28 protein-coding genes are annotated in these 25,232 nt (G+C 64.5%); 14 read left to right on the top strand and 14 right to left on the bottom strand.

The genetic code is table 11. The features are described 5' to 3' along the window. Positions 1 to 54: 54 nt before the first annotated feature. The 5 genes from J1C52_RS11905 to J1C52_RS11925 all read right to left on the bottom strand — a co-directional run bounded on the left by J1C52_RS11905 (position 55) and on the right by J1C52_RS11925 (position 5,467). Positions 55 to 1,842: a peptidoglycan D,D-transpeptidase FtsI family protein gene (locus J1C52_RS11905; RefSeq protein ID WP_227428171.1), complete on the bottom strand. Its 1,788-nt coding sequence runs from the start codon at positions 1,840 to 1,842 to the stop codon at positions 55 to 57. Next, the gene (gene ftsL / locus J1C52_RS11910) at positions 1,839 to 2,222 is read right to left on the bottom strand and encodes a cell division protein FtsL (protein ID WP_227428172.1); all 384 of its coding nucleotides are present in this window, start codon (positions 2,220 to 2,222) and stop codon (positions 1,839 to 1,841) included. The genes J1C52_RS11905 and ftsL overlap by 4 nt, the downstream gene beginning before the upstream one ends. Before the next feature lie 3 nt (positions 2,223 to 2,225). Next, on the bottom strand, positions 2,226 to 3,200 hold the full coding sequence (gene rsmH / locus J1C52_RS11915; RefSeq protein ID WP_227428173.1) for a 16S rRNA (cytosine(1402)-N(4))-methyltransferase RsmH: 975 nt from the start codon (positions 3,198 to 3,200) through the stop codon (positions 2,226 to 2,228). 5 nt (positions 3,201 to 3,205) lie between these two features. Beyond that, the gene (mraZ, locus tag J1C52_RS11920; RefSeq protein ID WP_227428174.1) at positions 3,206 to 3,772 is read right to left on the bottom strand and encodes a division/cell wall cluster transcriptional repressor MraZ; all 567 of its coding nucleotides are present in this window, start codon (positions 3,770 to 3,772) and stop codon (positions 3,206 to 3,208) included. A gap of 636 nt (positions 3,773 to 4,408) precedes the next feature. Continuing rightward, the gene (locus tag J1C52_RS11925; RefSeq protein ID WP_227428175.1) at positions 4,409 to 5,467 is read right to left on the bottom strand and encodes an Mrp/NBP35 family ATP-binding protein; all 1,059 of its coding nucleotides are present in this window, start codon (positions 5,465 to 5,467) and stop codon (positions 4,409 to 4,411) included. 340 nt (positions 5,468 to 5,807) lie between these two features. Between J1C52_RS11925 and J1C52_RS11930 the strand changes: the two genes are divergently transcribed. Then, positions 5,808 to 6,020: a DUF1127 domain-containing protein gene (locus J1C52_RS11930; RefSeq protein ID WP_227428176.1), complete on the top strand. Its 213-nt coding sequence runs from the start codon at positions 5,808 to 5,810 to the stop codon at positions 6,018 to 6,020. Between the two features lie 318 nt (positions 6,021 to 6,338). Here the strand turns inward: J1C52_RS11930 and fliP are convergent, their stop codons facing one another. From fliP to fliF, 4 genes are read right to left on the bottom strand one after another with little or no spacing between them, the layout of a single operon-like run. After that, a complete protein-coding gene (gene fliP / locus J1C52_RS11935) occupies positions 6,339 to 7,067 on the bottom strand; it encodes a flagellar type III secretion system pore protein FliP (protein WP_227428177.1) in 729 nt (242 codons plus the stop codon). A 3-nt stretch (positions 7,068 to 7,070) separates the two neighbouring features. Further along, the gene (locus J1C52_RS11940) at positions 7,071 to 7,367 is read right to left on the bottom strand and encodes a FliM/FliN family flagellar motor switch protein (protein WP_227428178.1); all 297 of its coding nucleotides are present in this window, start codon (positions 7,365 to 7,367) and stop codon (positions 7,071 to 7,073) included. Then, positions 7,360 to 7,953, bottom strand: a complete 594-nt coding sequence (locus J1C52_RS11945) for a hypothetical protein (RefSeq protein WP_227428179.1) — start codon at positions 7,951 to 7,953, stop codon at positions 7,360 to 7,362. The genes J1C52_RS11940 and J1C52_RS11945 overlap by 8 nt, the downstream gene beginning before the upstream one ends. Next, positions 7,950 to 9,512, bottom strand: a complete 1,563-nt coding sequence (fliF, locus tag J1C52_RS11950; RefSeq protein ID WP_227428180.1) for a flagellar basal-body MS-ring/collar protein FliF — start codon at positions 9,510 to 9,512, stop codon at positions 7,950 to 7,952. The genes J1C52_RS11945 and fliF overlap by 4 nt, the downstream gene beginning before the upstream one ends. A 187-nt stretch (positions 9,513 to 9,699) precedes the next feature. Here fliF and J1C52_RS11955 point away from each other — a divergent pair, with 187 nt between their 5' ends. The 5 genes from J1C52_RS11955 (at position 9,700) to J1C52_RS11975 (ending at position 14,271) form a co-directional block, all read left to right on the top strand. Next, positions 9,700 to 10,131, top strand: a complete 432-nt coding sequence (locus J1C52_RS11955; protein ID WP_227428181.1) for a flagellar basal body-associated FliL family protein — start codon at positions 9,700 to 9,702, stop codon at positions 10,129 to 10,131. Positions 10,132 to 10,143: 12 nt separating this feature from the next. Next, positions 10,144 to 10,566 (top strand): hypothetical protein, encoded by a 423-nt coding sequence (locus J1C52_RS11960; RefSeq protein WP_227428182.1) that lies wholly within the window; start codon positions 10,144 to 10,146, stop codon positions 10,564 to 10,566. Continuing rightward, positions 10,563 to 11,135: a MotE family protein gene (locus J1C52_RS11965; RefSeq protein WP_227428183.1), complete on the top strand. Its 573-nt coding sequence runs from the start codon at positions 10,563 to 10,565 to the stop codon at positions 11,133 to 11,135. The genes J1C52_RS11960 and J1C52_RS11965 overlap by 4 nt, the downstream gene beginning before the upstream one ends. A gap of 112 nt (positions 11,136 to 11,247) precedes the next feature. Continuing rightward, positions 11,248 to 12,117, top strand: coding sequence for a flagellar motor stator protein MotA (gene motA / locus J1C52_RS11970; protein WP_227428184.1), 870 nt, complete (start codon positions 11,248 to 11,250; stop codon positions 12,115 to 12,117). A gap of 3 nt (positions 12,118 to 12,120) precedes the next feature. After that, positions 12,121 to 14,271 carry a hypothetical protein gene (locus J1C52_RS11975; RefSeq protein ID WP_227428185.1) on the top strand — a complete coding sequence of 717 codons (2,151 nt, stop codon included), beginning with the start codon at positions 12,121 to 12,123 and terminating at the stop codon, positions 14,269 to 14,271. 25 nt (positions 14,272 to 14,296) lie between these two features. Here J1C52_RS11975 and J1C52_RS11980 read toward each other — a convergent pair whose 3' ends face one another. Then, complete coding sequence (locus J1C52_RS11980; protein ID WP_227428186.1) at positions 14,297 to 15,058, bottom strand: NAD kinase; 762 nt, start codon at positions 15,056 to 15,058, stop codon at positions 14,297 to 14,299. Between the two features lie 199 nt (positions 15,059 to 15,257). Between J1C52_RS11980 and glyA the strand changes: the two genes are divergently transcribed. Further along, a complete protein-coding gene (gene glyA, locus J1C52_RS11985; protein ID WP_227428187.1) occupies positions 15,258 to 16,553 on the top strand; it encodes a serine hydroxymethyltransferase in 1,296 nt (431 codons plus the stop codon). After that, positions 16,553 to 17,320, top strand: a complete 768-nt coding sequence (locus J1C52_RS11990) for an alpha/beta fold hydrolase (RefSeq protein ID WP_227428188.1) — start codon at positions 16,553 to 16,555, stop codon at positions 17,318 to 17,320. Before glyA ends, J1C52_RS11990 begins: the two co-directional genes overlap by 1 nt. 9 nt (positions 17,321 to 17,329) lie before the next feature. Here J1C52_RS11990 and J1C52_RS11995 read toward each other — a convergent pair whose 3' ends face one another. From J1C52_RS11995 to J1C52_RS12005, 3 genes are all read right to left on the bottom strand, one after another. Continuing rightward, entirely contained in the window at positions 17,330 to 17,521 is a 192-nt protein-coding gene (locus J1C52_RS11995) for a CTP synthetase (protein ID WP_227428189.1), read from the bottom strand. Positions 17,522 to 17,601: 80 nt separating this feature from the next. Beyond that, positions 17,602 to 17,895 (bottom strand): hypothetical protein, encoded by a 294-nt coding sequence (locus tag J1C52_RS12000; protein ID WP_227428190.1) that lies wholly within the window; start codon positions 17,893 to 17,895, stop codon positions 17,602 to 17,604. A 53-nt stretch (positions 17,896 to 17,948) separates the two neighbouring features. Continuing rightward, a complete protein-coding gene (locus tag J1C52_RS12005; RefSeq protein WP_227428191.1) occupies positions 17,949 to 19,160 on the bottom strand; it encodes a porin family protein in 1,212 nt (403 codons plus the stop codon). 210 nt (positions 19,161 to 19,370) lie between these two features. Between J1C52_RS12005 and J1C52_RS12010 the strand changes: the two genes are divergently transcribed. After that, positions 19,371 to 19,700 (top strand): PilZ domain-containing protein, encoded by a 330-nt coding sequence (locus J1C52_RS12010; RefSeq protein ID WP_227428192.1) that lies wholly within the window; start codon positions 19,371 to 19,373, stop codon positions 19,698 to 19,700. Here J1C52_RS12010 and J1C52_RS12015 read toward each other — a convergent pair. Continuing rightward, entirely contained in the window at positions 19,697 to 20,605 is a 909-nt protein-coding gene (locus tag J1C52_RS12015) for a LysR family transcriptional regulator (protein WP_227428193.1), read from the bottom strand. The two genes, J1C52_RS12010 and J1C52_RS12015, sit on opposite strands and share 4 nt — an antisense overlap. 103 nt (positions 20,606 to 20,708) lie before the next feature. Here J1C52_RS12015 and J1C52_RS12020 point away from each other — a divergent pair, with 103 nt between their 5' ends. The 5 genes from J1C52_RS12020 to J1C52_RS12040 all read left to right on the top strand — a co-directional run bounded on the left by J1C52_RS12020 (position 20,709) and on the right by J1C52_RS12040 (position 25,221). Then, entirely contained in the window at positions 20,709 to 22,208 is a 1,500-nt protein-coding gene (locus J1C52_RS12020; RefSeq protein WP_227428194.1) for a CoA-acylating methylmalonate-semialdehyde dehydrogenase, read from the top strand. 189 nt (positions 22,209 to 22,397) lie between these two features. Continuing rightward, a complete protein-coding gene (locus J1C52_RS12025) occupies positions 22,398 to 23,444 on the top strand; it encodes an enoyl-CoA hydratase/isomerase family protein (protein ID WP_227428195.1) in 1,047 nt (348 codons plus the stop codon). Beyond that, positions 23,441 to 24,313 carry a 3-hydroxyisobutyrate dehydrogenase gene (gene mmsB / locus J1C52_RS12030; protein ID WP_227428196.1) on the top strand — a complete coding sequence of 291 codons (873 nt, stop codon included), beginning with the start codon at positions 23,441 to 23,443 and terminating at the stop codon, positions 24,311 to 24,313. Before J1C52_RS12025 ends, mmsB begins: the two co-directional genes overlap by 4 nt. Continuing rightward, positions 24,313 to 24,948, top strand: coding sequence for a Crp/Fnr family transcriptional regulator (locus J1C52_RS12035; RefSeq protein ID WP_227428197.1), 636 nt, complete (start codon positions 24,313 to 24,315; stop codon positions 24,946 to 24,948). Before mmsB ends, J1C52_RS12035 begins: the two co-directional genes overlap by 1 nt. Positions 24,949 to 25,020: 72 nt before the next feature. Then, on the top strand, positions 25,021 to 25,221 hold the full coding sequence (locus tag J1C52_RS12040; RefSeq protein ID WP_227428198.1) for a YgaP family membrane protein: 201 nt from the start codon (positions 25,021 to 25,023) through the stop codon (positions 25,219 to 25,221). The last annotated feature ends 11 nt before the right edge of the window (positions 25,222 to 25,232 follow it).

Here is a 25,232-nt window from a genome sequence, read left to right on the forward strand (position 1 = left end):
CGTTCTGTTACCCCGTTTTGGCGCACGGGTTCAATGGCCCGCATGGCGCGGTGGTCATTGCGCGCGCAGGTCGGCTTGAAACTTCGCCTCGGCCTCTGCAAACGACACGGGCCGCAGACCCAGAAGCGGGGCCACGCGGCGCGTGATCTCTGCCGCCGTCGGCACCGCCGTCCAGCCCGCGGTGCGGCGCGGCTCTGGCCCGGTCGTATCGACGGCCTCGTCCAGCGTCACGATCAGCACGTATTTCGGGTCATGCGACGGAAAGACAGAGGCGAAGGTCGCCAGAACCGCGTCTTCCTTGTAGCCGCCATTGGGCGCGGGCTTGTCGGCAGAGCCGGTCTTGCCGCCGACCGGATAGCCCGGAATGCGCGCGAAAGACGCCGTGCCCTCGAAAACCACGTCATGCAATATCTTGCGCATCTGGGCCGATGTGCGCGCGCTGATGATCTGCGCGCCCTCTTGCGGGGCATCGCGGCGCAAAAGCGTGGGCGTGATCGCGTAGCCGCCATTGACCAGCGTCGCATAGCCCGCGGCGAGCGCCAGCGGGCTGGTGGTCATGCCATGGCCGTAGGAAATGGTCATGGCCGACAATTCCGACCACGGATCGGGCAGCAAGGGGCGCGCACGAGCGGCCTCGGCCAGCTCTATCCGGGCCGAGTCGAGCAGGCCGAAACGCCGCAGAAACGCCTGCTGACGCTCTGCCCCCATGGCCTGCACCATGCGCGCGGTCCCGATATTCGAGGATTTGACCATCACCTTGGTGACGGACATTTCGTTGCCGTAATCGCGGAAATCGTCGATCTCGAACCGGCCCCAACGGATCGGGCCACGCGTGTCGATGATCGTGTCGGGCGTGACCGCGCCTTCGTCGAGCGCCTGCGCGACGGCAAAGGCCTTCATCACGGAACCAAGTTCATAATACCCCTGCACGGCGCGGTTAAACAGCGGGCTGTCAGCCGGTTCGCCCGAGGTGGGCGGCGCGGGGCGGTCGTTGGGGTCGAAATCGGGCAATGACACAAGGCTCAGCACCTCGCCCGTATAGGCATCCATCAAGACGGCGCTCGCCCCGCGCGCGTTCAGGACCGCCATGCTGCCGGACAAGACTTCGGTCACGGTGGCCTGAAGCGGCAGGTCGATGGACAGGCGCAAGGGCTGGTTGGCCTGGGCAGGGTCGCGCAGACGGTCCTCGAAATACAGCTCCGCGCCTGCGACGCCCAGCAATTCGGCCGCGCGCACCCCTTGTTCGCCATAGCGCGCCCCGCCCAGCACATGCGCGGCCACCCGGCCATTGGGATAGACCCGCATCTTGCGCGGGCCGAACATCAGCCCCGGCTCGCCAATGTCATGGACGGCCTGCTTTTGTTCGGGCGAAAGCTGCGTGCGCACCCAGACGAAGCGGCGGTCGGGGTCGGTGAAGCGGGCGGCCAGGCGATCCACATCCATATCGGGGAAAATGCGGCCCAACTCGCGCGCCGCGCGCAGCGGGTCAACCATGCGCCGGGTTTCGGCATAAAGCGCGTGGGTGGCAAGGTTCGTGGCCAACACGCGGCCATTTCGGTCGGTGATGTCCGCCCGCGCGCCAGAGATATCTTCCATCAGGCCCGCGCGCACCTCCAGCGGTTCGGTCGCGGCCAATAGCCCCATCCGCGCGCCCAGCAGCACGAAACCCGACAAGAAGATCAACGCCAGCAGCAACAGCCGCAATTCGGCCTGCATCCGCCCGGTATCGCGCAGCTCCTGACGGCGCAGGCGCAGGTTTTCCTGTTCGATGTAATCCGGGTTTTCGCCTTGTTCGCGGGCTTTCAGAATCCGGGCAAGGGGGCGCAGGGGCTTGCGGATCATGGCTGCTCCTCGGATGCGGGGTCGGTCGTGCCCGACAGGGTTTGCAACGCGCCAAACACTTCTATGCCCTCGCCCACCTGCAGATGCGCTTGCGGGGCGGGATAGGCGATGTCGCCGATCTCTCCGAAATGGTCAGCGGTGATGGGCACCAGCCTGAGCGTGTCGAAATTGAAATCCACAAGCGCGCGCAGCCGGTCGGGGCGGTTCAGATAGGCCCATTCCACCCGCTGCACGGAAATCTCGGCCTCTAGCCGGGAAATTTCACGCTCCAGGCTCGTGCGCATGTTCATCGCTTGCTGCGTCAGGTGGTTCTCGCGATAGGCCCATGTCGCAAGCCCGATCACGGCCAGCGCGGTCAATAGATACAGAATGCTTCGCATGGCTTACACCTCTGTCATTCGGGGCAGTCCCAGCCCGCTGCGGTCGGCAGGCCCGGCGGGCGCATCGGTGCGCAAGGCCAGCCGCAACCGGGCCGAGCGCGCGCGCGGGTTCAGCGCCAGTTCCGCGTCATCCGCCGCAATGCCCTTCTTTTCCAATAGCTTGAAGCGCGCCTCTGTCTGCGGGGCCTCGGGTGCGAAGCGGTTCCCGCCGCCCCCCTGCCCCGCACGCTGCGCGAGGAAGCGCTTCACGATCCGGTCTTCGAGCGAATGAAAGCTGACCACAGCAAGCTTGCCACCGGGCTTGAGCGCGCGCTCTGCCGCTTCCAGCCCATCGACCAGCGCGTCGAATTCCGCGTTCACGGCAATGCGCAAGCCCTGAAAGCTGCGCGTGGCCGGGTGGCTTTGACCGGGCTTGGGGCGCGGCAGGCAGGCCGCGACGATCTGCGCCAGCTGGCCAGTGCGCTCGATGGGCGCGTCTTGCCGGGCTTTCACGATGGCGCGGGCAATGCGGCGGCTGGCACGTTCCTCGCCGTAATGGAACAGGATATCGGCCAGCACTTCCTCCGAGGCGGTGTTGACGATGTCGCGCGCCGAGCGGCCCGATTGCGACATGCGCATGTCCAGCGGCCCGTCCTTGGAAAAGGAAAACCCCCGCTCGGGCAGGTCCAGCTGCATACTCGACACGCCCAGATCCAGCACGATGCCATCCAACGGCCCGCCTGCATGTTCGTCCAGCTGCGCGAAATTGCCCGCCACAAGGCGCAAACGGTCGCCATACTCCGCGCCCCAGTCGCGCGCCATGTCCAGCGCCAGCGGGTCGCGATCCACCCCGATCACCTGCGCCGCGCCCGCCTGCAACAGCGCCCGCGCATAGCCGCCCGCGCCCAATGTGCCATCCAGCCAGACCCCGGAAATCGGGGCCAGATGCGTCAGGATGGGGGTTAGCAGAACCGGGATATGGGGGCTTGCGTCTTGCATCACACTTAATTGCGACGAGAGAGCAGGTCACGCAGCAGCGCTTCGGCATCCATATCGGCGGGCCGCTTGGCCTTGCGCGGCGGCAGATGGATACGCGGGTCGAAATCGGGGTCTTGACCGACAAGGAACACCTCGGTGCGGCGCGATTTGACGGCCGTGAAGGTTTCTTCCTTCCAGATCTGGAAATGGTCGCCCTTCGCGATGAAGAAGGCGGCCTCGTTTGGCTCCAGCTCCAGCTTGTCGCGCAGGCGTTGCGGCAGCACGATACGCCCGTCCTCGTCAATCTGCGCGTCAAGGGCGTGACCGTGAAAGGTCAGTTCCAGCATTTCGCGCTCGGGGCTGCCGGGCTGCATGTCGCTGATGCCCTCTTCGATCTCTTCGATCGCGGTCATCGTGTAGCAATCCAGCCGTTTCTGGCTGTCCATGCCATGCACGATCACAAGATTGGGGCGCAGACCGTCGGTCCAGTCCGGATCGCCCTCTTCGATGACACGCCGGAAGCTGGCCGGGATGGAAACCCGGCCTTTGCTGTCCACCTTCTGGTGGAAAGAGCCTCTGAACCTGCGTGCCACGTTGGGCGGTCCTTCGTCTGTGCCCGGCGCCGGTCGGGTGCCGGAAATGAAAACGGCGGATCGAGCTGCTGCCACTGCCCGATCCGCCGACTGTCCCATCGCTGGGTGCCCGGTTGGCGCTCGCTTCCTTGGGGGGAGGGGATGCTGCTCGCGAGCGCGCCGGATCTGTGTTTTTGCAGATAAAGCGGGGCCTGTATGAACTCTGCCTCTGCGGGGTCTTTGTGCCCCTGTGATGCCCGTTTATCTTGGAAACAATGATTGCCATGGGATTTCATGGTAATCAATCACCAAGTTGGGAAAACTTGTAAGAATCTCGCCTTCGCGACCACCGCAACATACAGAATATAGGCAGGCATTCAGACCCTTTAGACTACATGTTGTGAGAACAAAAACAGATCAACTCTATATGTAAGGTGAATTCGAGGGAATTCCTGCGCCATGAAAAATGTTCCATGAAATCCCGATAGCTGCAAGCTTTGCCCGGAATTGTGGCGCACCCGCCACAGACTCGCTGAAAACCAGACGCGAATCCATAAAAAAACACGCACGGATCACGGGCGAGTGATTCGTGCGTGTGGCCTTTCCCGGCGGCTGTGCGCCGATTCCATCAATTCCCGAACGGGTGCGGCGCGGCGCTTACAACTCGGCGATGAGCTTGTCCGCGATCCGTGCATAGGCATTGGCCACGGGGCTGTCAGTTGCCGCAACGGGCACGCCGCCGTCGCCGGCCAGGCGTACTTCCACGCTCAGCGGCAACTCTCCCAAGAAGGGCAAGCCCTGCTTCGTCGCCTCTTTCCGCACGCCGCCCTCGCCGAAAATATGCTCTTCATGGCCGCATTGCGGGCAGATGAAGGTCGACATGTTCTCGATCAGGCCCAGAACCGGGGTTTTCAGCGTCTCGAATGCGCGCAGCGCCTTGCGCGCATCAAGAAGCGCCACATCCTGCGGGGTCGAGACGACGACCGCGCCTCGAACATCGAATTTGCTGCACAGGGTCAGCTGGATATCGCCGGTGCCTGGCGGCATATCGACGATCAACACATCCAGCGCGCCCCATTCCACTTGTGTCAGCAATTGCTGAAGCGCGCCCATCAGCATCGGACCGCGCCAGATCACGGCCTCGTCGCCTTTCAGCATCAACCCGATAGAGATCATCTTCACGCCATGCGCGTCCAGCGGCAGGATGCGCTTGCCGTCGGGCGATGCGGGCCGCTTGTCGACGCCCATCATCTTGGGCTGGCTGGGGCCATATATATCGGCGTCCAGCAGCCCGACCCGCAGCCCCTTGCGCGCCAGCGCCACCGAAAGATTGGCGGCCACGGTCGATTTGCCAACGCCGCCCTTGCCAGACCCGACCGCCAGCAGATGGGTCACACCCGGCACAGCCTGACGGCCCTCTTGCGGGGTGGGATGGCGACCGACCTTCAGGCTGGGCGGCGCTTTCGGCGCCGAATGGGCGGTCAGTGCAACAGAGACCGATTGAACACCGGGCAAGGCCGCGACCACCTTCTCAGCCTGCGCGCGCACCTCTCCATAGGTTTTCGCGATCTCTGCCGAGGGCGTCTCGATCACGAAGCGCACGGAATGATCGTCGATCACCAGCGCGCGCACCAGATCGCGCGCGACAAGGGTGCCGCCATCGGGCAGCTTGACCGTGTCGAGGGCGGACAGGATTGCTTCGCGCGTCTGGGTCATCTTGGGCTCCATCTTGAGGTTGCCCAATACATGGTCACACCACCCCCGGCGGCAAGAGGCAAACGGCACGCATCTGTCAAGAAATCAGCGCATTTCGACCGACGCCCGCGGGGCGTGATCCGGGTCATGGCTGCGTTGGCTTCACAATTTGCCCTCGCAATCATCGAAATTGCAGAGGGTTGCCCAATCCATAAGCGGCAGGAAAATGACGTAAGGTAAATATGCCAAAAGTGCATAGCTGCATTGCAGCATCAGCCATTGCGCACCCGCAGCATGCGCCTATCTTTGGTTTCAACGAAGGGCCAAACGGGCCACAACGACATTCCAAAGGTGCACCAAGATGGCACATATCGCTGAAAATATTGGCACGCGCAGCATCCGCCTGCCTTCTTTCGGGCTTCTGGCACGGATCGCTGACGCCTTTGCCCGCCGCCGGGTCTACAATCGGACCTACGCGGAACTGAACGCGCTGACAACCCGCGAGCTGGACGATCTGGGCATCAGCCGGTCAATGATTTCGCGCCTCGCCTACGAGGCAGCATTCGAGAATTGAGTTTCAGGCCCTATCCTCCTCCCAGGGCTTGATTACGGCGGCGGCTTTCTCCTCCTCCCTTGGCCGCCGCCAGAAATACCGCCCCGGTCGCAAGATCGGCACGCGGAACGGAACGATCGCCTCTATCCTCCTCCCGGGGGCGCTCGTAAGGAAGACCGGCCTCCTCCTCCCTGCCGGTTTCCTTCAGGATCGGGCTTCGGCCCATGACATTGTGGCGGCCCCCCTCCTCCTCCCTGGGGTCGTGCATAATCGGCGGCAGTCCCCTCCTCCTCCCTGGGACTGCCGCCTTTTGCTTTCTGGGGTATCGGGGCCTGCGCGCTAGAAGTAACTGCGCACCAGGGCCTCGGAAATCAGCCGCCAGCCGTCCGCGATCACGAAGAACGACAGCTTAAACGGCAGCGACACGATTGCCGGGGGCACCATCATCATCCCCATCGACATCAGCACCGCCGCGACCACAAGGTCGATGATGAGGAAGGGCAGAAAGATCAGGAACCCGATCTGGAACGCCCGCGCGATTTCGCTGAGCATGAAAGACGGCACCAATAACGACAGCGGCGCATCGGGGCCAAGCGTGGCTTGGGCGTCCGGTCGCAAGCTGGCGAGGCTTTCGAAGGTGTCCGGCTCTATCCGGGCTGCCATGAACAGGCGAAACGGTTCTGCCGCGCGCAGGAAGCCTTCTTCCAGCGACAGGCTCCCGTCGTTGAGTGGCACGATTCCGTTCTGCCAAGCGTCTGTCAGAACCGGTTCCATCACGAAATAGGTCAGGAACAGCGCGAGCGAGATCATCAACATGTTCGGCGGCGACTGCATCAGGCCCAACGCCTGCCGCAAGATGGCCAGGACCGTAACGATGAAGGGAAAACACGTCACCATGACAAGGATGCCGGGCACAAGGCTCAGCAAGGTCAGCAGAACCAGAAGTTGCGTCCCCCGCACCGCGAGCGAGCCACCCTCGCCCAGTTGCAGGCTGAGCTCTTGCGCCGCGGCAGGCACAAGCGCGGCCAGCCAGATCGCAAGCGCAAGTGTCAGAACGTGCCAGCGCATCGCTCAGAGCATCTCGTCAAGATTGGCCAATTCGGTCAGGCGCACGCCCAGAAACCCGGCCTGATCGCCCTCCATCTCTTGCAGCTCGCCACGCGCGATCAGTTTGTCGCCGATGTATAGTTCGACCGGATCGTCGATGCGCCGATCCAGCGGCAGCACCGCGTCGCGCCGCAGCCGCATCAGGTCGCGCACCACCGGTCGGGCAAAGCCCACCGACACCGTGATCTCTATCGGCACTTGGCCCAAAATTGCGCTTCCGTCGCGGTCGGGGGCCGTGGGGGACAGGCTTGTATCATCCATGAGAGGCTTCCTTGTGATATGTTGGGGCGCTCAGCCCCTCTGTCAGCGCGGCCAGAACGCCGTCGAGGTCGATCATCCGGGTTGTCTGGTCGATGCGCAGCATGACCTGCGCTTCAGAGAAGCTCGGCTCGTCCAGCAGCGTCACCTCAAGGCCCGCCACCTGCGCACAGCGTTCGGCCAGCGCGTCGCGCACCGATGGCGCGCAGAGCACTTCCAGCCGACCCGCCAGTTGCTTCGCCGCCACCGCGCGCAATTCCCGCTCCAGGTGCTCCGGCAAGGCGTCGCGCGCCAGTCCCGGCAAAATGGCTGCGATCATCTGCCCGGCCAGTTCGATGAAACTGCCCTCCAGCGCCGCCGTCGCCTCTCGGTAGCTGAAGGCGACCGCTTGCAACGCTTCCTCGGCGGCGGAACGTCGCAGGGCGTCCTCGTTGCGCATCTGCTCCAGCGCGTCGGTCCAGCCGGCGCCATATCCTTCTTCGAACGCGCGGCTGCGCAGGGTCTCCACCTCGTGCGGGGTGACGGGCGTGTCATCCAGCGGCGCGCGTTCGCCGTCGAAGCTTTCCAGTCTCAACATCGCGGTCATCATGAACGCTCCTTTCGGTCTTCCATCCAGTGCCGCAGCAATTGGGCGGATTCGTCCTGCCGCTCTTCGATCATGCGGCGCAGCCGCGCGACCGGGTCGTCCTGCTCGGGCGTTGCTGTGTCAAACCCCTCTGCGCCCAGACGTTGAACGCCCTCGCCCGGCGGGAAAGGCCCGTCGAGCGCCAGCAAGCCATCGGGGGCGGCGCTTCGGTCCTGACGGGCGGCCGTCAAGAGCGGGCGCAGCACGAAGAGGATGAAAATCGCGAGCACCGCCAGCAGGAACGCCCAGCGTAGCAGCGTCATAAGGTCCAGCGCCGAATTGGCGAACAGCCCCGCCCGCGCCTCGGTGCCAAGCGCGCTCATCGGCTCGAAACGCAGTGATTCCAAGGTGATGATGTCGCCGCGCGCCTCGTCGAAACCGACCGCAGAGGCCACGAGCCCCCGCAGGGTTTCCAACTCTTCGGCGCTGCGGGGGCGCCATGCCAAGGTGCCGTCGGGCTGCGCTTCTTCCACGCCGTCGATCAGCACCGCCACCGTCATGCGCCGGATCGCACCGGGCCCGCGCTGGATTTCGCGCAACGTCTCGGAGATATCGTAATCGGTGTTCGCACGCGTCACCGTTTCCGAGTTTTCAGCCGCGCCGCCCTCGCCCGCCGCATCGCCATCGGGCAGGTTGGAGGCCACGGTCACACCGGCCGCACGCGAATCGGTGCTGGTGCTGCGCGATTCCTCCGTCTCGGCGCGGATCGCGATCCGGCTTTCGGGGTCGATCCGGCGCTCGGTTATGGTTTCCACATCGGTGACCGTATCAATCGACAACTCTACCACGGAGCGGCCCGGCCCGACATGCGCTTCCAGCAACCGCTCGACATTACGGCGCAACTCGCGGGCACGGTCAGCGGTTTGCGCGGCGGGCTGCTGCGTGTCGTCCGGCCCCAGAACCAGTCCGTTCGCGCCGTCTATGATGGACACGTCCTGCGGCGTCATTCCCGGCACGGCAGAGGCCACGAGGAAACGCAGCGCCTGCGCCTGCTCGACCGAAATCGCGCCGCCGCTTGTCGTGACCGAAACAGACGCTGTGGGCGCAATGTCGCGCCGAAACGCGCCGCTGACACCTTGCGAGATATGAACGCGCGCGCTGCGCACATGCGGGCTGGCCACGATCGTGCGCGCCAACTCGCCCTCTTTCGCACGCCAATAGGCCGCGTCGAACATCTGCGAGGTGGTGCCGAACCCGGTCAGGGAATCGAGCAATTCGTAGCCGGTGTGCGAATTCGCGGGCAAGCCCGCCGCCGCCAGCATCAGCCGCAATTCATCGCGCGCGGTGGTGGGCACGTAAATTGCGTCGCCACGCACCTCATACGCGACCCCGCGCGCTTCCAGCGCCTGGATCACCTCGCCCGCCGCGGCCTCTTCCAGCCCGGCATAAAGCAAGGCCTGCCCCGGCTTCAGCCCCTGCTGCGCGATGAACAGGATGACCACGACCGCGCCCAGGCCGATCGCGCCTGCCACCAGCCGGCTGCGCATGTCGAGTGTTGTCCAGAGTGCTTTGACTTGCTGCACCACGATGCTCCCTTCCAGCGGGCGTTCTGCCCGTTCGACAAGTTCAACATCGCGGCGAGGGTTTAAGATTCGGTTAGTGACCTTGTGTCAGAAAGGAGAAAATTTCAGAGCCTTGCGAGGATCCATGTCGCAGAACGCAGACACATCGGACACGAACACGGAAAATACGCCTAAAAAGAAGGGGTTGTTGCCCATTTTGATCGGCGTGGCGGGGGCAGCTTTGCTTGGGGGCGGCGGGTTTTACGCGGTCTATTCGGGGATGATTCTCGGCCACAAGGTGCCCGAGGCAGAGCACGCCACAGCAGCCCATGCCGCGCCCATGCCAAGCTATATGCCGATCGACCAGCTGACACTGTCGCTGGCCAATCCCGACGGCGCGCAGCATCTGCGCATGTCCGCCCAGATAGAGATCGCCGACGGCCGCCTGGCAGAGGCCGAAGGGTATCGCCCGCGCTTCCTTGCGGTGATGAACACCTATCTGCGCGCCATAGAGCCGCGCGATCTGCAAGACAGCGCCGCCCTGATCCGGCTGCGCGCGCAGATCTTGCGGCGTTTGCAGATGGTCGCGGGCGAAGACCTGGTCGACGATTTCCTCATCACCGAATTCATCCTCAATTAAGGAGCGCGAGACATGGAGATTCTTGCAGATATCGCAATCGGTTCGGGCGCGCTTCTGGCGGCGGCCTATTGTCTGCTTCTGTCGCGCCGCCTTCGGGCCTTCACGCGGCTTGACGGCGATGTGGGGCGCGCGATCGCGGTGCTGTCCAGCCAGGTCGACCAGCTGACGCGCGCTTTGTCCGCCGCCGAATCAGGGGCGGCGCAGCGCGAAAGCACGCTTGGCCAACAAATTGCAGCAGCGGAACAGGCGGCACGGCGGCTGGAATTGCTGATGGCCGCCGACCGCCCGAAGGCAGCGCCCGCGGCCCAGACCAGCGCCGTCGCGCCCGATTCTTTCTGGGGGCAAGGCGATGATACCTTCGAACCGCTGGAGCGCTCGCGCGCGCCCGAACACCGCCTGCGCACCACCCGCGCCCGCGTCGGGAGCCGCACATGAGCCGGAAAACTCATAAGCGCGGCAAGGGATTGGGCATTGTCCTGACGCTTTTGGCCGGGCTTTTCTTCGCGGCGGGCCTGTCGCGCCTCAGCCTTGGCGTGGTGAGCGCATTGGCGGCAGACGGCCCGGAGGTCTCTGCGCCCGTCACGCAAACCCCCGCGCAAGACGCCGGCGCCCTGTTCGAAGCCCTGCGATCCCGCGAAGCGCGGCTGGCCGAGCAAGAGAAAGCCCTAGAAGAAAGGGCCGAACGCCTGCGCACAGCCGAGGACAGCCTGCGCGCGCAAATCGCGGAACTGCAAGCCGCCGAGGAGCGCTTGAGCGCGACGCTGGCGCTGACCGAAACCGCGGCAGAGACCGACCTGACCCGGTTGACCACGGTGTTCGAACATATGAAACCGCCACAGGCCGCCGCGCTCTTCTCGACTATGGATACAGAATTCGCGGCCGGCTTCATCGCTCGTCTAGACCCGCAATTCGCGGGCGAGGTGATGGCAGAGCTCGATCCGACACTGGCCTATGGAATCAGCGCGGTCCTTGCGGGCCGCCACGCAAATACGCCACGCAACTGATGAAAATTGCTTGGAATTTCCCGGACACGGAAACCGAAACTTAAACCTCGTCCGGGATAGTCACTCCAACAGCGACGCAGTCCTTGCGACGATTCACTGACAAGAGGTTCACGTGCTACCGATCATTGGAATTGTGCTCGTCGTCGGTCTGGTCTTCGGCGGCTATCTTGGGGCCGGCGGGTCCATGACGATCATCCTCAAGGCGCTGCCCTTCGAGATGGTGATGATCTGCGGCGCAGCCCTAGGGGCGTTCGTGCTGGGCAATGACATGGCCACCATCAAGGGCGTCGGGCGCGATATCGGCAAGGTCTTCAAGGGGCCGAAATGGCACGCCCAGGACTACCGCGACCTGCTGTGCCTGCTGTTCCAGCTTATCTGGCTTGCCCGTCAGAACCCTGTCGCCGTGGAAGAACATATCGAATCGCCAGAGACTTCGAGCATTTTCGGCGCGTATCCGAAAATCCAGAAGGACCATGACGCGATCGAGTTGATCTGCGACACGATGCGCGCGGCCTCTATGAACTATGACGATCCGCATCAGGTCGAGGAAGTACTGGATAAACGGCTAGAGGCGCAGCGCCATCATGCCCTGCATACCAGCCACGCCGTGCAGGTGGTCGCCGATGCGCTGCCCGCCTTGGGCATCGTCGCGGCCGTGCTGGGCATTATCAAGACAATGGGCGCAATCGACGAACCGCCAGAGGTCTTGGGCAAGATGATCGGCGGCGCTTTGACCGGAACTTTTCTGGGCGTGTTCCTCGCCTATGGCTTCGTTGGGCCGATCGCCAGCCGCATGAGCGCCATCGTCGCCGAAGACGACCATTTCTTCCAGCTTATCAGAGAGGTGCTGATCGCCAATCTGCATGCGCACCCTGCCAATATCTGCATAGAGGTCGGACGGCAGAACACACCGCACCATGTGCGGCCCGAATTCTCGGACCTGGAAGAGGCGATGCGCGAGTTGAAAAAGGCGGCAGCTTGAGCGATGCGCAGACTGATCCAGACCTTTGCAATGTTGCTGACGCTCTGCTCTGCGCACTCCGCTGCTGGCCAACAAAGCGAAACCATCCTGCGCGCGGGCGAGCATAGCGATTTCACCCGCCTCGTGCTGACTTTGCCCGACCAGGTTTCGTGGCGGCTGGTCCCGCAGGCGGAGTTTGTCGACCTTATCATCGACGATGCCTCTGTTTCGATCGACGTGTCCCGCACCTTCGACCGCATCCCCCGCACGCGCCTGAAAGAGGTCGAGGCGATGCCGACGGGCGTGCGGCTCTATCTTGGCTGCGACTGCCCCTTGCGCGTCGTCGAGGGGTTCGCCAGCCAGATCATCGTCGATATCGTCACTCCGCTTCCCGGCGCTGACGACCCCGGCATTTTGCCACGCCCGAAACCCCGGCCCAGCCTGACGGCGCAGATCGCAAAGGACGACCGTGTCGCTGCACGCGCGGGCGTAGCCCTGGCGCAAGCGTTGCGCGCGCCCGGCATGGCCGAGGTCGCACCGGGTTTCGGCATTCGCGCCGAAGACCAGCTTGCCGCACGACAAGCCCCTCCTGCCCCAATTCCCGACCCAGAGGTGGAAATTCAGGCCCAGCGGCTTCTGCAAGGGCTGACCAAATCGCTTTCGGGGGCCGTTTCCCGTGGCGTGCTGTCGCCAGACCCGGATTTTAGAACGGATACCGCCAGCACCGTCGTGTTACCAGACAGCGCCGCCGCGCATTTGCGTGTGGCACCGGGCCCGAATGCGCCGGCCCGGACCCTTCTGCCAGAACGCTGCGACCAAACGCCAAGCACTCTGCTTGACGCATGGACAAGCCCTACCGAAGGCGGATTGTTCGGCACGGGCTGGGCCTCTCTCTACGACCCGCTCGACCGGGTCGACCCCGCCCAGGCCCAATCGCTCGCCGCTGCTTTCCTGAGCGCGGGTTTCGGCGCGGAAGCGCGCGCGATCCTTGGCCTGCTGCCGGCATCAGGGGCAAGAACGCAGCTGGGAAACCTTAGCTACATCATCGACTTGCAGCCACCGCCCAACCCCGAAGTGTTGCTGAAGGTTGCGACATGTTCTGACGCCGACACGCTCTGGGCCTTCTTGGCAAACCCGCAAGAAACCCTTGCGCAGCCCGATGCCGAAGCGCGCCTTGTGCGCGCGGTGCAAGCCCTGTCGGCCCCGATGCGCGCGCATCTTGGCCCAAATATCGTGCAGCAGCTTGTGCGAAATAACGCTGCAGAGGCTGCCACGCTCGTCCAGGCGACCCTGCAAAGAACAGCGCCCACGCCGGGAGAAGGCATTGAAAACGCGCGCCCCGCGCTCTTGTCGGCCGATCCCGAAGCGATCGCGGATCTCGATACCGCCGCATGGCACACATTGAGCGATGCAGAATTTCTGCTCATGCTCGAACATGCCAACGCCCAAGCCCTGCCGCTGCCTGCGGATGGCTTGACCGCCGCGATGAACCGGCAATTCGCCTTGCGGCGCAGCGACGAAGGTCGCGCCTTCGCAACTGCCACCGCGCGCGCTTTGGCATATGGTGGCATGTTCCCTGAGGCCTTCGAGATCGCCATCTCTTCCGAGGCCGATCTTTCTGCGGACACACGCGCCCCGCTTCTGGACCATCTCTATTCGCGGCTGGCATCGGCTGCGAACGATACCGATTTCGTCACAAACGTGTTCACCCATAGCCCTTGGGAACATGATCTGATCTCTGCCCCGACACGGTCCGAACTTGCCGAACGCCTGAAAGCGTTGGGCTTCGACCGTGAAGCGCTGGCGCTCACGGACCCGGTCGCGATGCCGGGCCCGACGCAAGATGTGGCAGACCCCACCGCAGCCCCGCCGCGCGCCGAAAGCACCAACCCACGGCCCAGCGCGCCCGATGGGGCCGCGCCGCCTGTCGAGATGGCCGCAACCAGTGCTGCACCACCGGAGACGGAAGCACAAGACGCCTTGGGCGCAGCCCTGCAAGACCCGGCAACGGCAGCGGAAAATAGCGTGCGCGAAACGGAAACCCTTTCCAGCGAAACCCCGCCCTCACCGGCGCAAGCAGACAGCGGGCTTCTGGCGCAAGGCCGAACGGAGCTGCGTCAATCCGCAGAACTTCGAGCGCAGCTTGCAGCAATACTGGGCGAACCGAATGAGTGATACTAACCCCGCCCCGCGACTGCGTTCAGGCGAATTGCTCGCGAATCAAGCGCTCTTCCAAGCCATGGCCGGGGTCGAACAAAAGCTTGTGCACGATGTCGCCACGCGACGCGATATCGACCGCGACGACATTACGCACCGACCGGCTGTCGGCATCGGCCATCACCGGGCGTTTGTCGGGCTCGACGACCTCGAAGCGGACCTTGCTGGATTTCGGCAAAAGCGCCCCGCGCCAGCGCCGGGGCCGAAAGGCCGCGACAGGGGTCAGGGCCATGACGTCGGACCCGACCGGCAAGATCGGGCCATGGGCGGAATAGTTATACGCGGTCGAGCCGGCCGGCGTGCTGACCATTGCGCCATCGCAGACCAATTCGGACAGCCGCTCTCGCCCGTCGACCAAGATCCGCAACTTTGCCGCCTGCGCCCCCTGCCGCAGCAAAGACACTTCGTTGATGGCAAGCGCCTGCGAGAAAGAGCCGTCCACCCGTTCCGCCCGCATCTCCAGCGGGTTCAGAAGTGCCATTTCCGCCTGCGCCAGCCGCTCTTCCAGCCCGTCGCGCGCATAGGCGTTCATCAGGAACCCCACGGTGCCGCGGTTCATGCCATAGACCGGCAGGTCGATCTGCTGCGTTGCGTGAAGGGTTTGCAGCATGAACCCGTCGCCGCCCAGCGCGACGATCACATCGGCCTGCTCCAGCGGGACGTTGCCATAAAGGGCGGACAACTCGGCCAGCGCCGCCTGCGGCTCGGCCACCGGACTGGCGACAAAGGCAATTTTCCGGCTCATCAAGGCGCTCCTGCTTTGCGCGGTCACGAAGTTGTGGCCCGTAACCGGGCACTTTGGCAAGCATTTGCTTGGCCGAACAGCCCGCGCGAAAGCGCGCACCCAGGTCGGGCTTGTGGCGAAATGCGGCGCAAACAAGCCTTTCCCAGCAGGGCCACATGCTCTAAGGGAACGGCATCCAAACCCTTTGCCGGAGGCCGCAATGGACATCACCACCCGCGACACAGGTTTTTTCACCGAAACCCTCGACACCCGCGATGCCGAACTGTTTGCCGCCATGCAGGCCGAACTGGGCCGCCAGCGCGACGAGATCGAACTGATCGCATCCGAGAATATCGTCTCGGCGGCGGTGATGCAGGCGCAAGGCTCTGTGCTGACCAACAAATACGCCGAGGGCTATCCGGGCCGGCGCTACTATGGCGGTTGCCAGTTTGTCGACATTGCCGAGAACCTTGCGATCGAACGCGCTTGCAAGCTGTTCGACTGCGGCTTCGCCAATGTGCAGCCCAATTCCGGCAGCCAGGCGAACCAGGGCGTGTTCACCGCACTTCTGCAACCGGGCGACACCATTCTGGGCATGAGCCTTGATGCCGGCGGCCACCTGACCCATGGCGCCAAGCCCAACCAGTCGGGCAAATGGTTCAACGCCGTGCAATATGGCGTGCGCGAGGGTGACTATGCCATCGACTACGACCAGATTCAGGCGCTGGCGAATGAACACAAGCCGAAGATGCTGATCGCCGGCGGCTCTGCCATTCCGCGCGTGATCGACTTTGCCCGGATGCGCCAGATCGCCGACAGCGTGGGCGCTTACCTTCTGGTGGATATGGCGCATTTCGCCGGGCTGGTCGCGGCGGGTCTTTATCCGTCGCCCTTCCCGCATGCCCATGTCGCCACCACGACCACCCACAAAACCCTGCGCGGCCCGCGCGGCGGCATGATCCTGACCAATGACGAGGCGCTGGCGAAGAAGTTCAACTCGGCCATCTTCCCCGGCATCCAGGGTGGCCCGCTGATGCATGTGATCGCCGCCAAGGCCGTGGCCTTTGGCGAGGCGCTGCGCCCCGGTTTCCGCGACTACCAAAAGCAGGTTATCGCCAATGCGCAAGCCATGGCCGACCAGCTGGAAAAGGGCGGTCTGGCCACTGTCACCGGCGGCACCGACACGCATCTGCTGCTGGTGGACCTGCGCCCCAAGGGCGTGAAGGGCAACGCGACCGAAAAGGCTTTGGGCCGCGCGCATATCACCTGCAACAAGAACGGCATCCCCTTCGACACTGAAAGCCCGATGGTCACGAGCGGCATTCGCCTTGGCACGCCCGCCGGCACCACCCGCGGCTTTGGCGAGGCCGAGTTCCGCCAGATCGCGGATTGGATCGTGCAGGTTGTCGACGGTCTTGCCGCCAATGGCGAAGATGGCAACGCAGAGGTCGAGGCCCGCGTGAAGGCCGAAGTGGCCGCCCTCTGCGCGCGCTTCCCGATCTACCCGCAGCTTTGATGCGGCTCGCGCAGGTCGTTCACGGAAGCGAAGGGGCGGCCCCGCCCCTGCTGATCGTGCACGGCCTGTTCGGCTCGGCGCGCAACTGGGGGGCGATCGCCAAGCGCCTGTCCTCGGACCGGCAGGTCATAGCCGTCGACATGCGCAACCATGGCGACAGCCCTTGGACCGACACGCACGACTACCCCGCCATGGCCGCCGATCTGGCCGAAGTCATCGCCGCACATGGCGCACCGATGGACGTGCTGGGGCATTCCATGGGCGGCAAGGCCACGATGTTGCTGGCGCTGACGCGGCCCGAACTGGTGAACCGCCTGCTTGTCGCCGATATTGCGCCCGTCGCCTATGGCCATACCCAGCGCCCTCTGGTCGCGGCCATGCAAGGGTTGGATCTGTCCGCGCTCTCGACCCGCGCCAGCGCCGACGCCGCGCTCGCCATCACCGTGCCGGACCCCGGCGTGCGTGCGTTTCTGCTGCAATCGCTGGATTTGCGGGCCGAACCGCCGCGCTGGCGGCTGAACCTGCCGGTTCTGGACCGCGAGATGGACAAGATCATCGGCTGGCCCGACACGGTCGCGGGACAGTTCGATGGCCCGACCCTGTTTCTGAGCGGGGCCAAGTCCGACTACATGCAAGCGGACTACCGCCCCGCCATCAAAGCGCTGTTTCCAAACGCCAAATTCGCCAAGATCCCGAATGCGGGCCATTGGCTGCACGCCGAAGCCCCACGCCCGTTCGAGGCAAGCGTCCGCGCGTGGCTCGACTAGGGCCGCAGGTCAGGCCGCTTCGTTGGCCAGAATCATCTTGGTAACCACATAGCTGGCAATCAGCCCGACAATGCCGCCCGCCGCTGCCCAGACCAGAATGGGCGTCAGCGTGTCCTGCCCGATCACCAGCGCGATCACAACGCCGATCCCGGCACAGGTGGCCCCGGCAATGCTGAAGATAAGCGAAAACAGGCGAAACATCGGCACACTCCTCGGTTCGTGAAACTTGCGGCGAAGTTACGGGATTTGACCGGCCCTGTCCTTGATCTGGCGCAAATGGCTTAATCGTCGCAGTCAAGCCGCGCGCGCAGCACACCGATATCGCCTTCCACGCTGTCCTTGCGCAGATCGCAGCCTGTCGCCTGGCGCATGGCCTGCATCAGCGTGCCGCGCAGATCGGCCATCCGGTCGCGCCGCACGAAGCCGTGGCGAATGGCCTCGACCCGGTCGCCCGCGCGCCAGACGGTAATGTCATGGCCGTCCACGGTCAGCCGCGTCGGCTCTGCCCGCCCCAACATGGGCGAGGGGCTGTCACAGGCGGCAAGCGCCAGAAGGGCAACGAGGAGAATACGCATGAGGCCAGATTGCCCGCGCATTGGTTAACATGACCTTAAAATCCGGCCGAGGATCAGAAATTTCGCGTGGCCCCTAGCGACACTTTCAGATTGTTGAAGCTGCGCATGGGCACATTGCTTTTATGGCGCTGCACCTCGAATTCCACCACCGGGGCAAAGCCGTAAACCGTCAGATCCCGGTGCATCACGGTCGTCGACAGCGTCGCGCTCCAGTCGCGTTGCGGGCCATATTGGAACAAGAGCGGGTTGGCCTCGACAAAGCGGGTATGGCCAAGGCTGGCTTCCAGCCCGGTCACGAAACCGCCGGAAAACGCGTATTCCGCGCCGACACCGACCACCGCGTCGCTGCGCCGATGAAACAACGCTTCTGTGCGGTGGTGCGACAGGCTGAGCGAGCCCGACAGCCTGAGTTGCGGCGTCAGGATATGCCGCAGCCCCAGCCCGAAGGTCACGCGCGGGCCGTCGAATTGTGGCGCTGTCGGGTAGCGCAACTGGTCGAAATTGGCCGTAACGGATAGTTGCGTCTTACGCCCGAACCGGCGCTGGAACGCGGCATAGATGCCCGCCCCCTTCATGATGACCCCTTCGCGCCCGCCCGCGCCTTGCAGCGTGATCCCCATGCCGAAGCTGCGTCCCAGATCGCCATAGCTGACGAACCCGATTTCGCTGCGCAGATGGCCGCGGTTAAAGGCTTTATCCTCGAATAGCTGCCCGGTCGCCATGACATGAAACCGCGCGTGCAGGTCGGGGGCAAGGCGGGGAATCCATGTGCCGCCCAACCCCACTTCGACACCCACCGCACGCTCGACCGGGGGAAGCGGCAGCAGCAGCACGCCACCGATATCGACAAAGCGCCGCCCCGAGCGGCGCCACGGGTTCGACTGCGGCACGATCGCGATCCGCGCCTGCCCGCGCCAGCTTTTGCGGGTGTCCATCGCCGTCAGGTATTCCTGCGCGGCATTGATTTCGCCCAGGCTCAGCTCGCCCGACAGCGCGTATTCGAAATGGTATCGCGCACGGTCATGGTCGTCGGTCTGGTAAAGCGCGCGGGCCAGTTCCAAGCGAAAGCGCCCATTGGCGGGATAGGCCGTAACCAGTTGTTCCAAAAGCGGAAGCGCCGCGCGCGGGGCACCGTCGCGCATATGCAGCAAAGCCTGCCGCCATGTTGCGACAACGGCCGGATCAGGCGCGGGTCGGCTGGTCCGAGGCACATCGGCAGGCGCATCTTGGACAGGCGCTTGGGCATACCCCTGCGCTGCGCCCATCAAAAGCGCCAGGCTCACCGCCTGCAAGACTACGACAATGCGTCTCAAATTCTGCTCGATCTCTGGTGCGCTCTGTCGGCGCTTTGGGTGACGATGGAAGAAATTAACCATCAAGTCAATCAATTGGGCCGATCAGACCCCGGATTTACCGTTTCTAAACGACGCCCGTGCTGTGCTTGTGGCCAATGGGGCACAGCAACGGGGGGCGTTATGGTCCGCAAAGTCACACGCAGTCGCAGCTCGGCCATGGTCGGGGTCATCCATCACGACAGGCGAGAGACGGCCTATTTGCGCGATTTCTCGGCAGAGGGGGTCTGTCTGGAGGGGGTGCGCGACGTGATGGCGGGCGATACGCTCAGCCTGCATTGCAAAGGGGCGCTTGTGCGCGCCGAGGTGCGTTGGGTGCGGGGCCAGCGCATCGGCCTGTGTTTCGCCCCCGACTGCGAACAGGGCGAAAAGGCACGGTTCCTCAGCAGCATTTCAAGAGGGCAGAAACCGGCGCAAGCGGCGCGCATCTTCGGCTTTTCGGAACTGGCCTAGGGACGGTTCTCTGTCTGTCGCACCGCCTGTTCCAGGCGCGCCACCTCTCGGGCGACCCCGTCGGTCAGGGCTTGGGCAAAGCGGTCCAGGCGGCTGTTGCGCCGGTCATCGGCATGGCGGATCAGGTAAAAGGCGCGGGTCAGGTGAAATTCGTCGGTCAGCACCCGCCGCAATTCCGGTGCCTGTGGCAAAGCGAAATCATGCACCACGCCAAGCCCGGCCCCGTGGCGCAGCAGGTTCAACTGCACGGGCACCGAGTTGGACGCCATCTGCGCGCCTGGCAGGTCGAGCCGCGCCAAATAATCCAACTCGCTATCGAAGATCATGTCGGGAATATAGCCGACAAGCCTGTGCGCCCGCAGATCGCCCAGATTGCGGATCGGTGGATGCGCGGCAAGATAAGCGCGCGTGGCGGCGAAATGCAGGTGATACTCCGTGATCTTGCGCACATCCAGCCGCCCGGCCTGCGGGGCAGAGACGCCGATGGCCATATCCGCCTCGCGCCGCGACAGGTTGAAGACACGCGGCAACGCCACGATCTGCACCTCCAGCGCCGGGTGCGCTTCGCAGATCTGCGCGATGACCTGCGGCAGCAGGTAATTCGCGCAGCCATCGGGCGCCCCCAGCCGGATCTGACCGCTTATGCCCTGCCCCGGCGCACCCGGCGCGATGGCGGCGCGCAGATGCGCCTGCGCGGCCTCTATATGCGGCAGCAGGCGCAAGCCGTCTTCGGTCAGCGCATAGCCTTGGTGCGAACGTTGGAACAAACGCCGCGCCAGCCGCGCTTCAAGCCGCGCGATGCGGCGACCCACGGTGGCCGGGTCCATCTTCAGCGCCTGCCCCGCGCGCCCAAGGCTTTGTGCCCGCGCCAGCGCCAGAAAGACGCGCATATCGTCCCAATCCATCCGCCCAACCCTTGCAAATTTGCAATGCCGAGATGGGATATTGCCGCTTCCCAAGGCGAAAACGCAAGGCTACTGTGCGCCCGAACAGCGATTGGAGGATGGAATGGAAGAGCTTTCCCACTGGATTGACGGCAAACGCGTGGCAGGCACATCTGGCCGCTTCGCCGATGTCTACAACCCCGCCACGGGCGACGTGCAGGCGCGCGTGCCGCTGGCCAGCAAAGCCGAACTGGACGACGCCGTGGCCCGCGCCGCGCAAGCCCAGATCGCATGGGGCGCCACCAACCCGCAAAAACGCGCGCGCGTGATGATGGCCGCCGTAGCCCTCATCAACCGCGACATGGACAAGCTGGCCGAAAAACTGTCCTCCGAGCATGGCAAGACATTCGTCGATGCGAAGGGCGACATCCAGCGCGGTCTGGAAGTGATCGAATATTGTATCGGCGCGCCGCAGCTTTTGAAGGGCGAATTCACCGACAGCGCCGGCCCCGGCATCGACATGTATTCCATGCGCCAGCCCTTGGGCGTGGTCGCGGGCATCACGCCCTTCAACTTCCCGGCCATGATCCCCTTGTGGAAAATGGGCCCGGCGCTGGCCTGCGGCAACGCGATGATCCTGAAACCGTCCGAGCGCGACCCCTCGGTGCCCTTGATGTTGGCCGAGATTTTCAAGGAAGCGGGCCTGCCCGATGGCGTGTTGCAGGTCGTCAATGGCGACAAGGACGCGGTCGACGCGATCTTGGACAACGAGACCGTGCAGGCCGTGGGCTTTGTCGGGTCGACCCCCATCGCGCAATATATCTATGCGCGGGGCTGCGCGAACGGCAAACGCGTGCAGTGCTTCGGCGGCGCGAAGAACCACATGATCATCATGCCCGACGCCGATATGGACCAGGCCGCCGACGCGCTGATCGGCGCGGGCTACGGCGCTGCGGGCGAGCGCTGCATGGCGATTTCCGTGGCCGTGCCGGTGGGCGAGGGGACGTCGGACGCGCTGCGCGAACGCCTTGTTCCCAAGATCGAAGCGCTCAAGGTCGGCCCGTGGACCGCTGGCGATGACGTGGATTACGGCCCCGTCGTGACCGCCGCCGCCAAGGAAAACATCCTGCGGCTGGTGCAGACCGGCGTAGACCAAGGGGCTGAACTGGTCGTCGACGGGCGCGATTTCAAACTGCAAGGCTATGAGAACGGCTTTTTCGTGGGCCCGCATCTGTTCGACCATGTCACCACGGATATGGACATCTACCGGCAGGAAATCTTCGGCCCGGTCCTGTCGATGGTGCGCGCCAAGACCTATGACGAAGCCATCGGCATGGCGATGGACCACGAATACGGCAACGGCACGGCGATCTTTACCCGCGACGGCGACACCGCCCGCGATTTCGCGCATCGCATCAATATCGGGATGGTGGGTATCAACGTGCCGATCCCGGTGCCGCTGGCCTATCACACCTTCGGGGGCTGGAAGAAATCGGGCTTTGGCGACCTGAACCAGCACGGGCCGGATGCGTTCAAGTTCTACACGCGCACCAAGACCGTGACCTCTCGCTGGCCGAGCGGGATCAAGGAGGGTGCGGCCTTCAACTTCAAGGCCATGGACTGACGTGGCACGCGGGGGGTTTTGCACCCCCCGCACCCCCCGCAGGATATTTTTACAAGGATGAAGGGGTGGTTTAGCCCAAGCCTTCGTTCGGAAAACGGGGTTGAAGTCAGGGGCGCGGCCCCACAGGATGAGAACGCTCTGGCCCGTGTTGCCAGGGTGTGTCGAAGGGGCGATGGAGCAAAGCGCGGCATGACCGATCTGCATATTCGCCGCGAGGGCCGCGCCGGGCGGATCACGCTGGACCGTGGCCATGCGCTGAACGCACTGAGCTACGAGATGTGCCTGGCCATAGATGCGGCGCTGCGCGATTGGGCCGAGAACGACGCGGTTGCGCTGGTGCTGGTGGATGCGACCGGCGACAAGGCGTTTTGCGCAGGCGGCGATCTGGGCGAGATGTATGCCACGGGCCGCGCCGGGGATGCGGGCTATGGCCGCCGGTTCTGGGCCGATGAATACCGCATGAACGCGCGGATTGCCGAATACCCCAAGCCGATCGTCACGCTGATGCAAGGGTATACGCTGGGCGGTGGCGTGGGGCTTGGCTGCCATGCCAGCCACAGGGTGGTGTGCGACACAAGCCGCATCGCCATGCCCGAATGCGCCGTGGGGATCGTGCCGGATGTCGGCGGCTCGCGCTTGCTGGCGCGCGCACCGGGGCGCGCGGGGGCGTATCTGGGGCTGACCGGGGCGCGGATGGGACCGGGCTGCGCGATCTGGGCCGGGTTTGCGGATCATTTCGTGCCGCGCGCCGATTGGGCCGCGCTTGTGGCCGAGCTGGTCGCGACAGGGGATGTGCGCGCGATCCCGGACCAAAGCGCGCCCGACAGCCCGCTTGCCACGCGCGCGGCGCAGATTGACCGGCTGTTTCAGGGCGCGACCGGCGCCGAGATCGTCACCGCCTTGCAGACCGATCGCAGCTCGTTTGCAACCGAGGCGTTGGAGATGCTCGCGCGCGGTTCGCCCTTGGCGCAAGCCTGCGCGCTAGAGGTGCTGGCCCGCCTTGGCCCCGCGCCCGGCATTCGCAACGCGCTGGCGATGGAATACCGCTTCACCTGGCGCGCGACCGAACAATCAGACTTTCTGGAAGGCATCCGCGCCGCGATCATCGACAAGGACCGAACGCCCCACTGGCGGCATTCCAGTTTGGCAGAGGTCAGCGCTGCGGAGGTTGAGGCTATGCTTGCATCGCTAGGCGCGGCAGAGATGACATTCGAGACAGAGGGAGAGAGGCCATGAAAATCGGATTTATCGGCTTGGGCAATATGGGCGCGCCGATGGCGGCCAACCTTGCCAAGGCAGGCCACGCGGTGACGGGGTTCGACCTGACAGCCCCCTGCCCCGATGGCGTGAGCAAGGCCGCAAGCGCGGCAGAGGCCGCGACGGGGGCAGAGGTCGTTATCACCATGCTGCCCAATGGCGCGATCCTGCGCGATGTGGCGGATACGATCATTCCGGTCATGGCGGCGGGCGCGGTGCTGTGCGACTGCTCGACCGTCGATGTCGACAGCGCACGCATTGTCGCCGCGCAGGCCGAAGCCGCAGGATTGGGCGCGCTGGATGCGCCTGTCTCTGGCGGGGTGGGCGGTGCGGCGGCGGGGACGCTGACCTTTATGGTCGGCGGGTCAGACGCTGCGTTTGCGACCGTCCAACCCCTGTTCGAGATCATGGGCCAAAAGGCCGTCCATTGCGGCGGCGCGGGCGCAGGCCAAGCGGCCAAGATCTGCAACAACATGATCCTTGGTGCAACGATGGCGGTGACCTGCGAAGCCTTTGCGCTGGCCGACAAGCTGGGGCTGGACCGCGCGCGCATGTTCGACGTGGTCAGCACCTCGTCGGGCTATAGCTGGTCGATGAATGCCTATTGCCCGGCCCCCGGCGTCGGCCCGCAAAGCCCGGCCGACAACGAGTATAAACCGGGTTTCGCGGCAGAGTTGATGCTGAAAGACCTGCGCCTGTCGCAGCAAGCTGCCGAAGCGGTCGATGCCGACACGCCCATGGGTGCCCGCGCCACCACGCTTTACGCGGCTTTCGTCGAGGATGAGGACGGGCGCGGGCGCGATTTCTCGGCGCTGCTTCCACGGTTTGCAGCGCGCGGGCGCGGCTGATGGGCTGGGCGGGCGCGCTTTTGCCGGGGCTGGATGCGGCGTCTATCGCGCGGCTGGATGCCCTGCCCGCCATGGACCTGCCCGTGGGCCAATGCCTGTTTCGCGCGGGCGACCATGCGCAAGGCTTTGCCATGGTGCTGGAGGGGCGGGTCGAGGTGACACTAACCGCCGCGTCGGGCCGCGAAATTCTGCTCTATGCCATTGAACCGGGTCAAAGCTGCATCCAGACCACCTTGGGCCTGCTGGGCGACATGCCCTATTCGGGCGAGGCGCGCACCGTCACGCCCGCCCGCATTGCCATGATCCCGGCAACGGAATTCGCGCGCCTGATCGAAGGGTCGGGCGCCTTCCGGGCCTTTGTCTTTCGCGCCTTCGCCGCGCGCATGGGCGAGTTGACGGCGCTTCTGGAACAAGTCGCCTTCACCCGGATCGAGGCGCGGCTGGCCCGCGCGCTTCTGGACCTGGCGGATGGCGCGCAGGTCACGGCCACACATGCCGAACTGGCCACCCGGATCGGCAGCGCGCGCGAGGTCGTCTCGCGCCAGTTGGAACGCTGGGTCGGCCAAGAGCTGATCGCGTTGCGGCGCGGCCAGATCACGATCCGCGACCGCGCGGGGCTGGAACGTATCGGCTAAGTGACCTTGTCACAGACTTTGGGCGAACGGGCGCTATGTTGCGTTCATATCGCCAAACAAGGAGTCTTTGACATGCTGGCCAAAAATGTAGGCGGAATTGACCGCATTCTTCGTATCGTCGTGGGCGCGGCCCTGCTTCTGGGCTTCGTGCTGAACATGGACGGGGCCTATAGCTGGTTGTATCTGATCGGGATCGTGCCGCTGGCAACCGGCCTGATGCGGACCTGCCCGCTCTATTCCATCATCGGGGTCAACACCTGCTCGACGAAATAAAGGCTGTCGCG

Source organism: Roseibaca sp. Y0-43 (genome assembly GCF_020667835.1).
Classification (GTDB): Bacteria; Pseudomonadota; Alphaproteobacteria; order Rhodobacterales; family Rhodobacteraceae; genus Roseinatronobacter.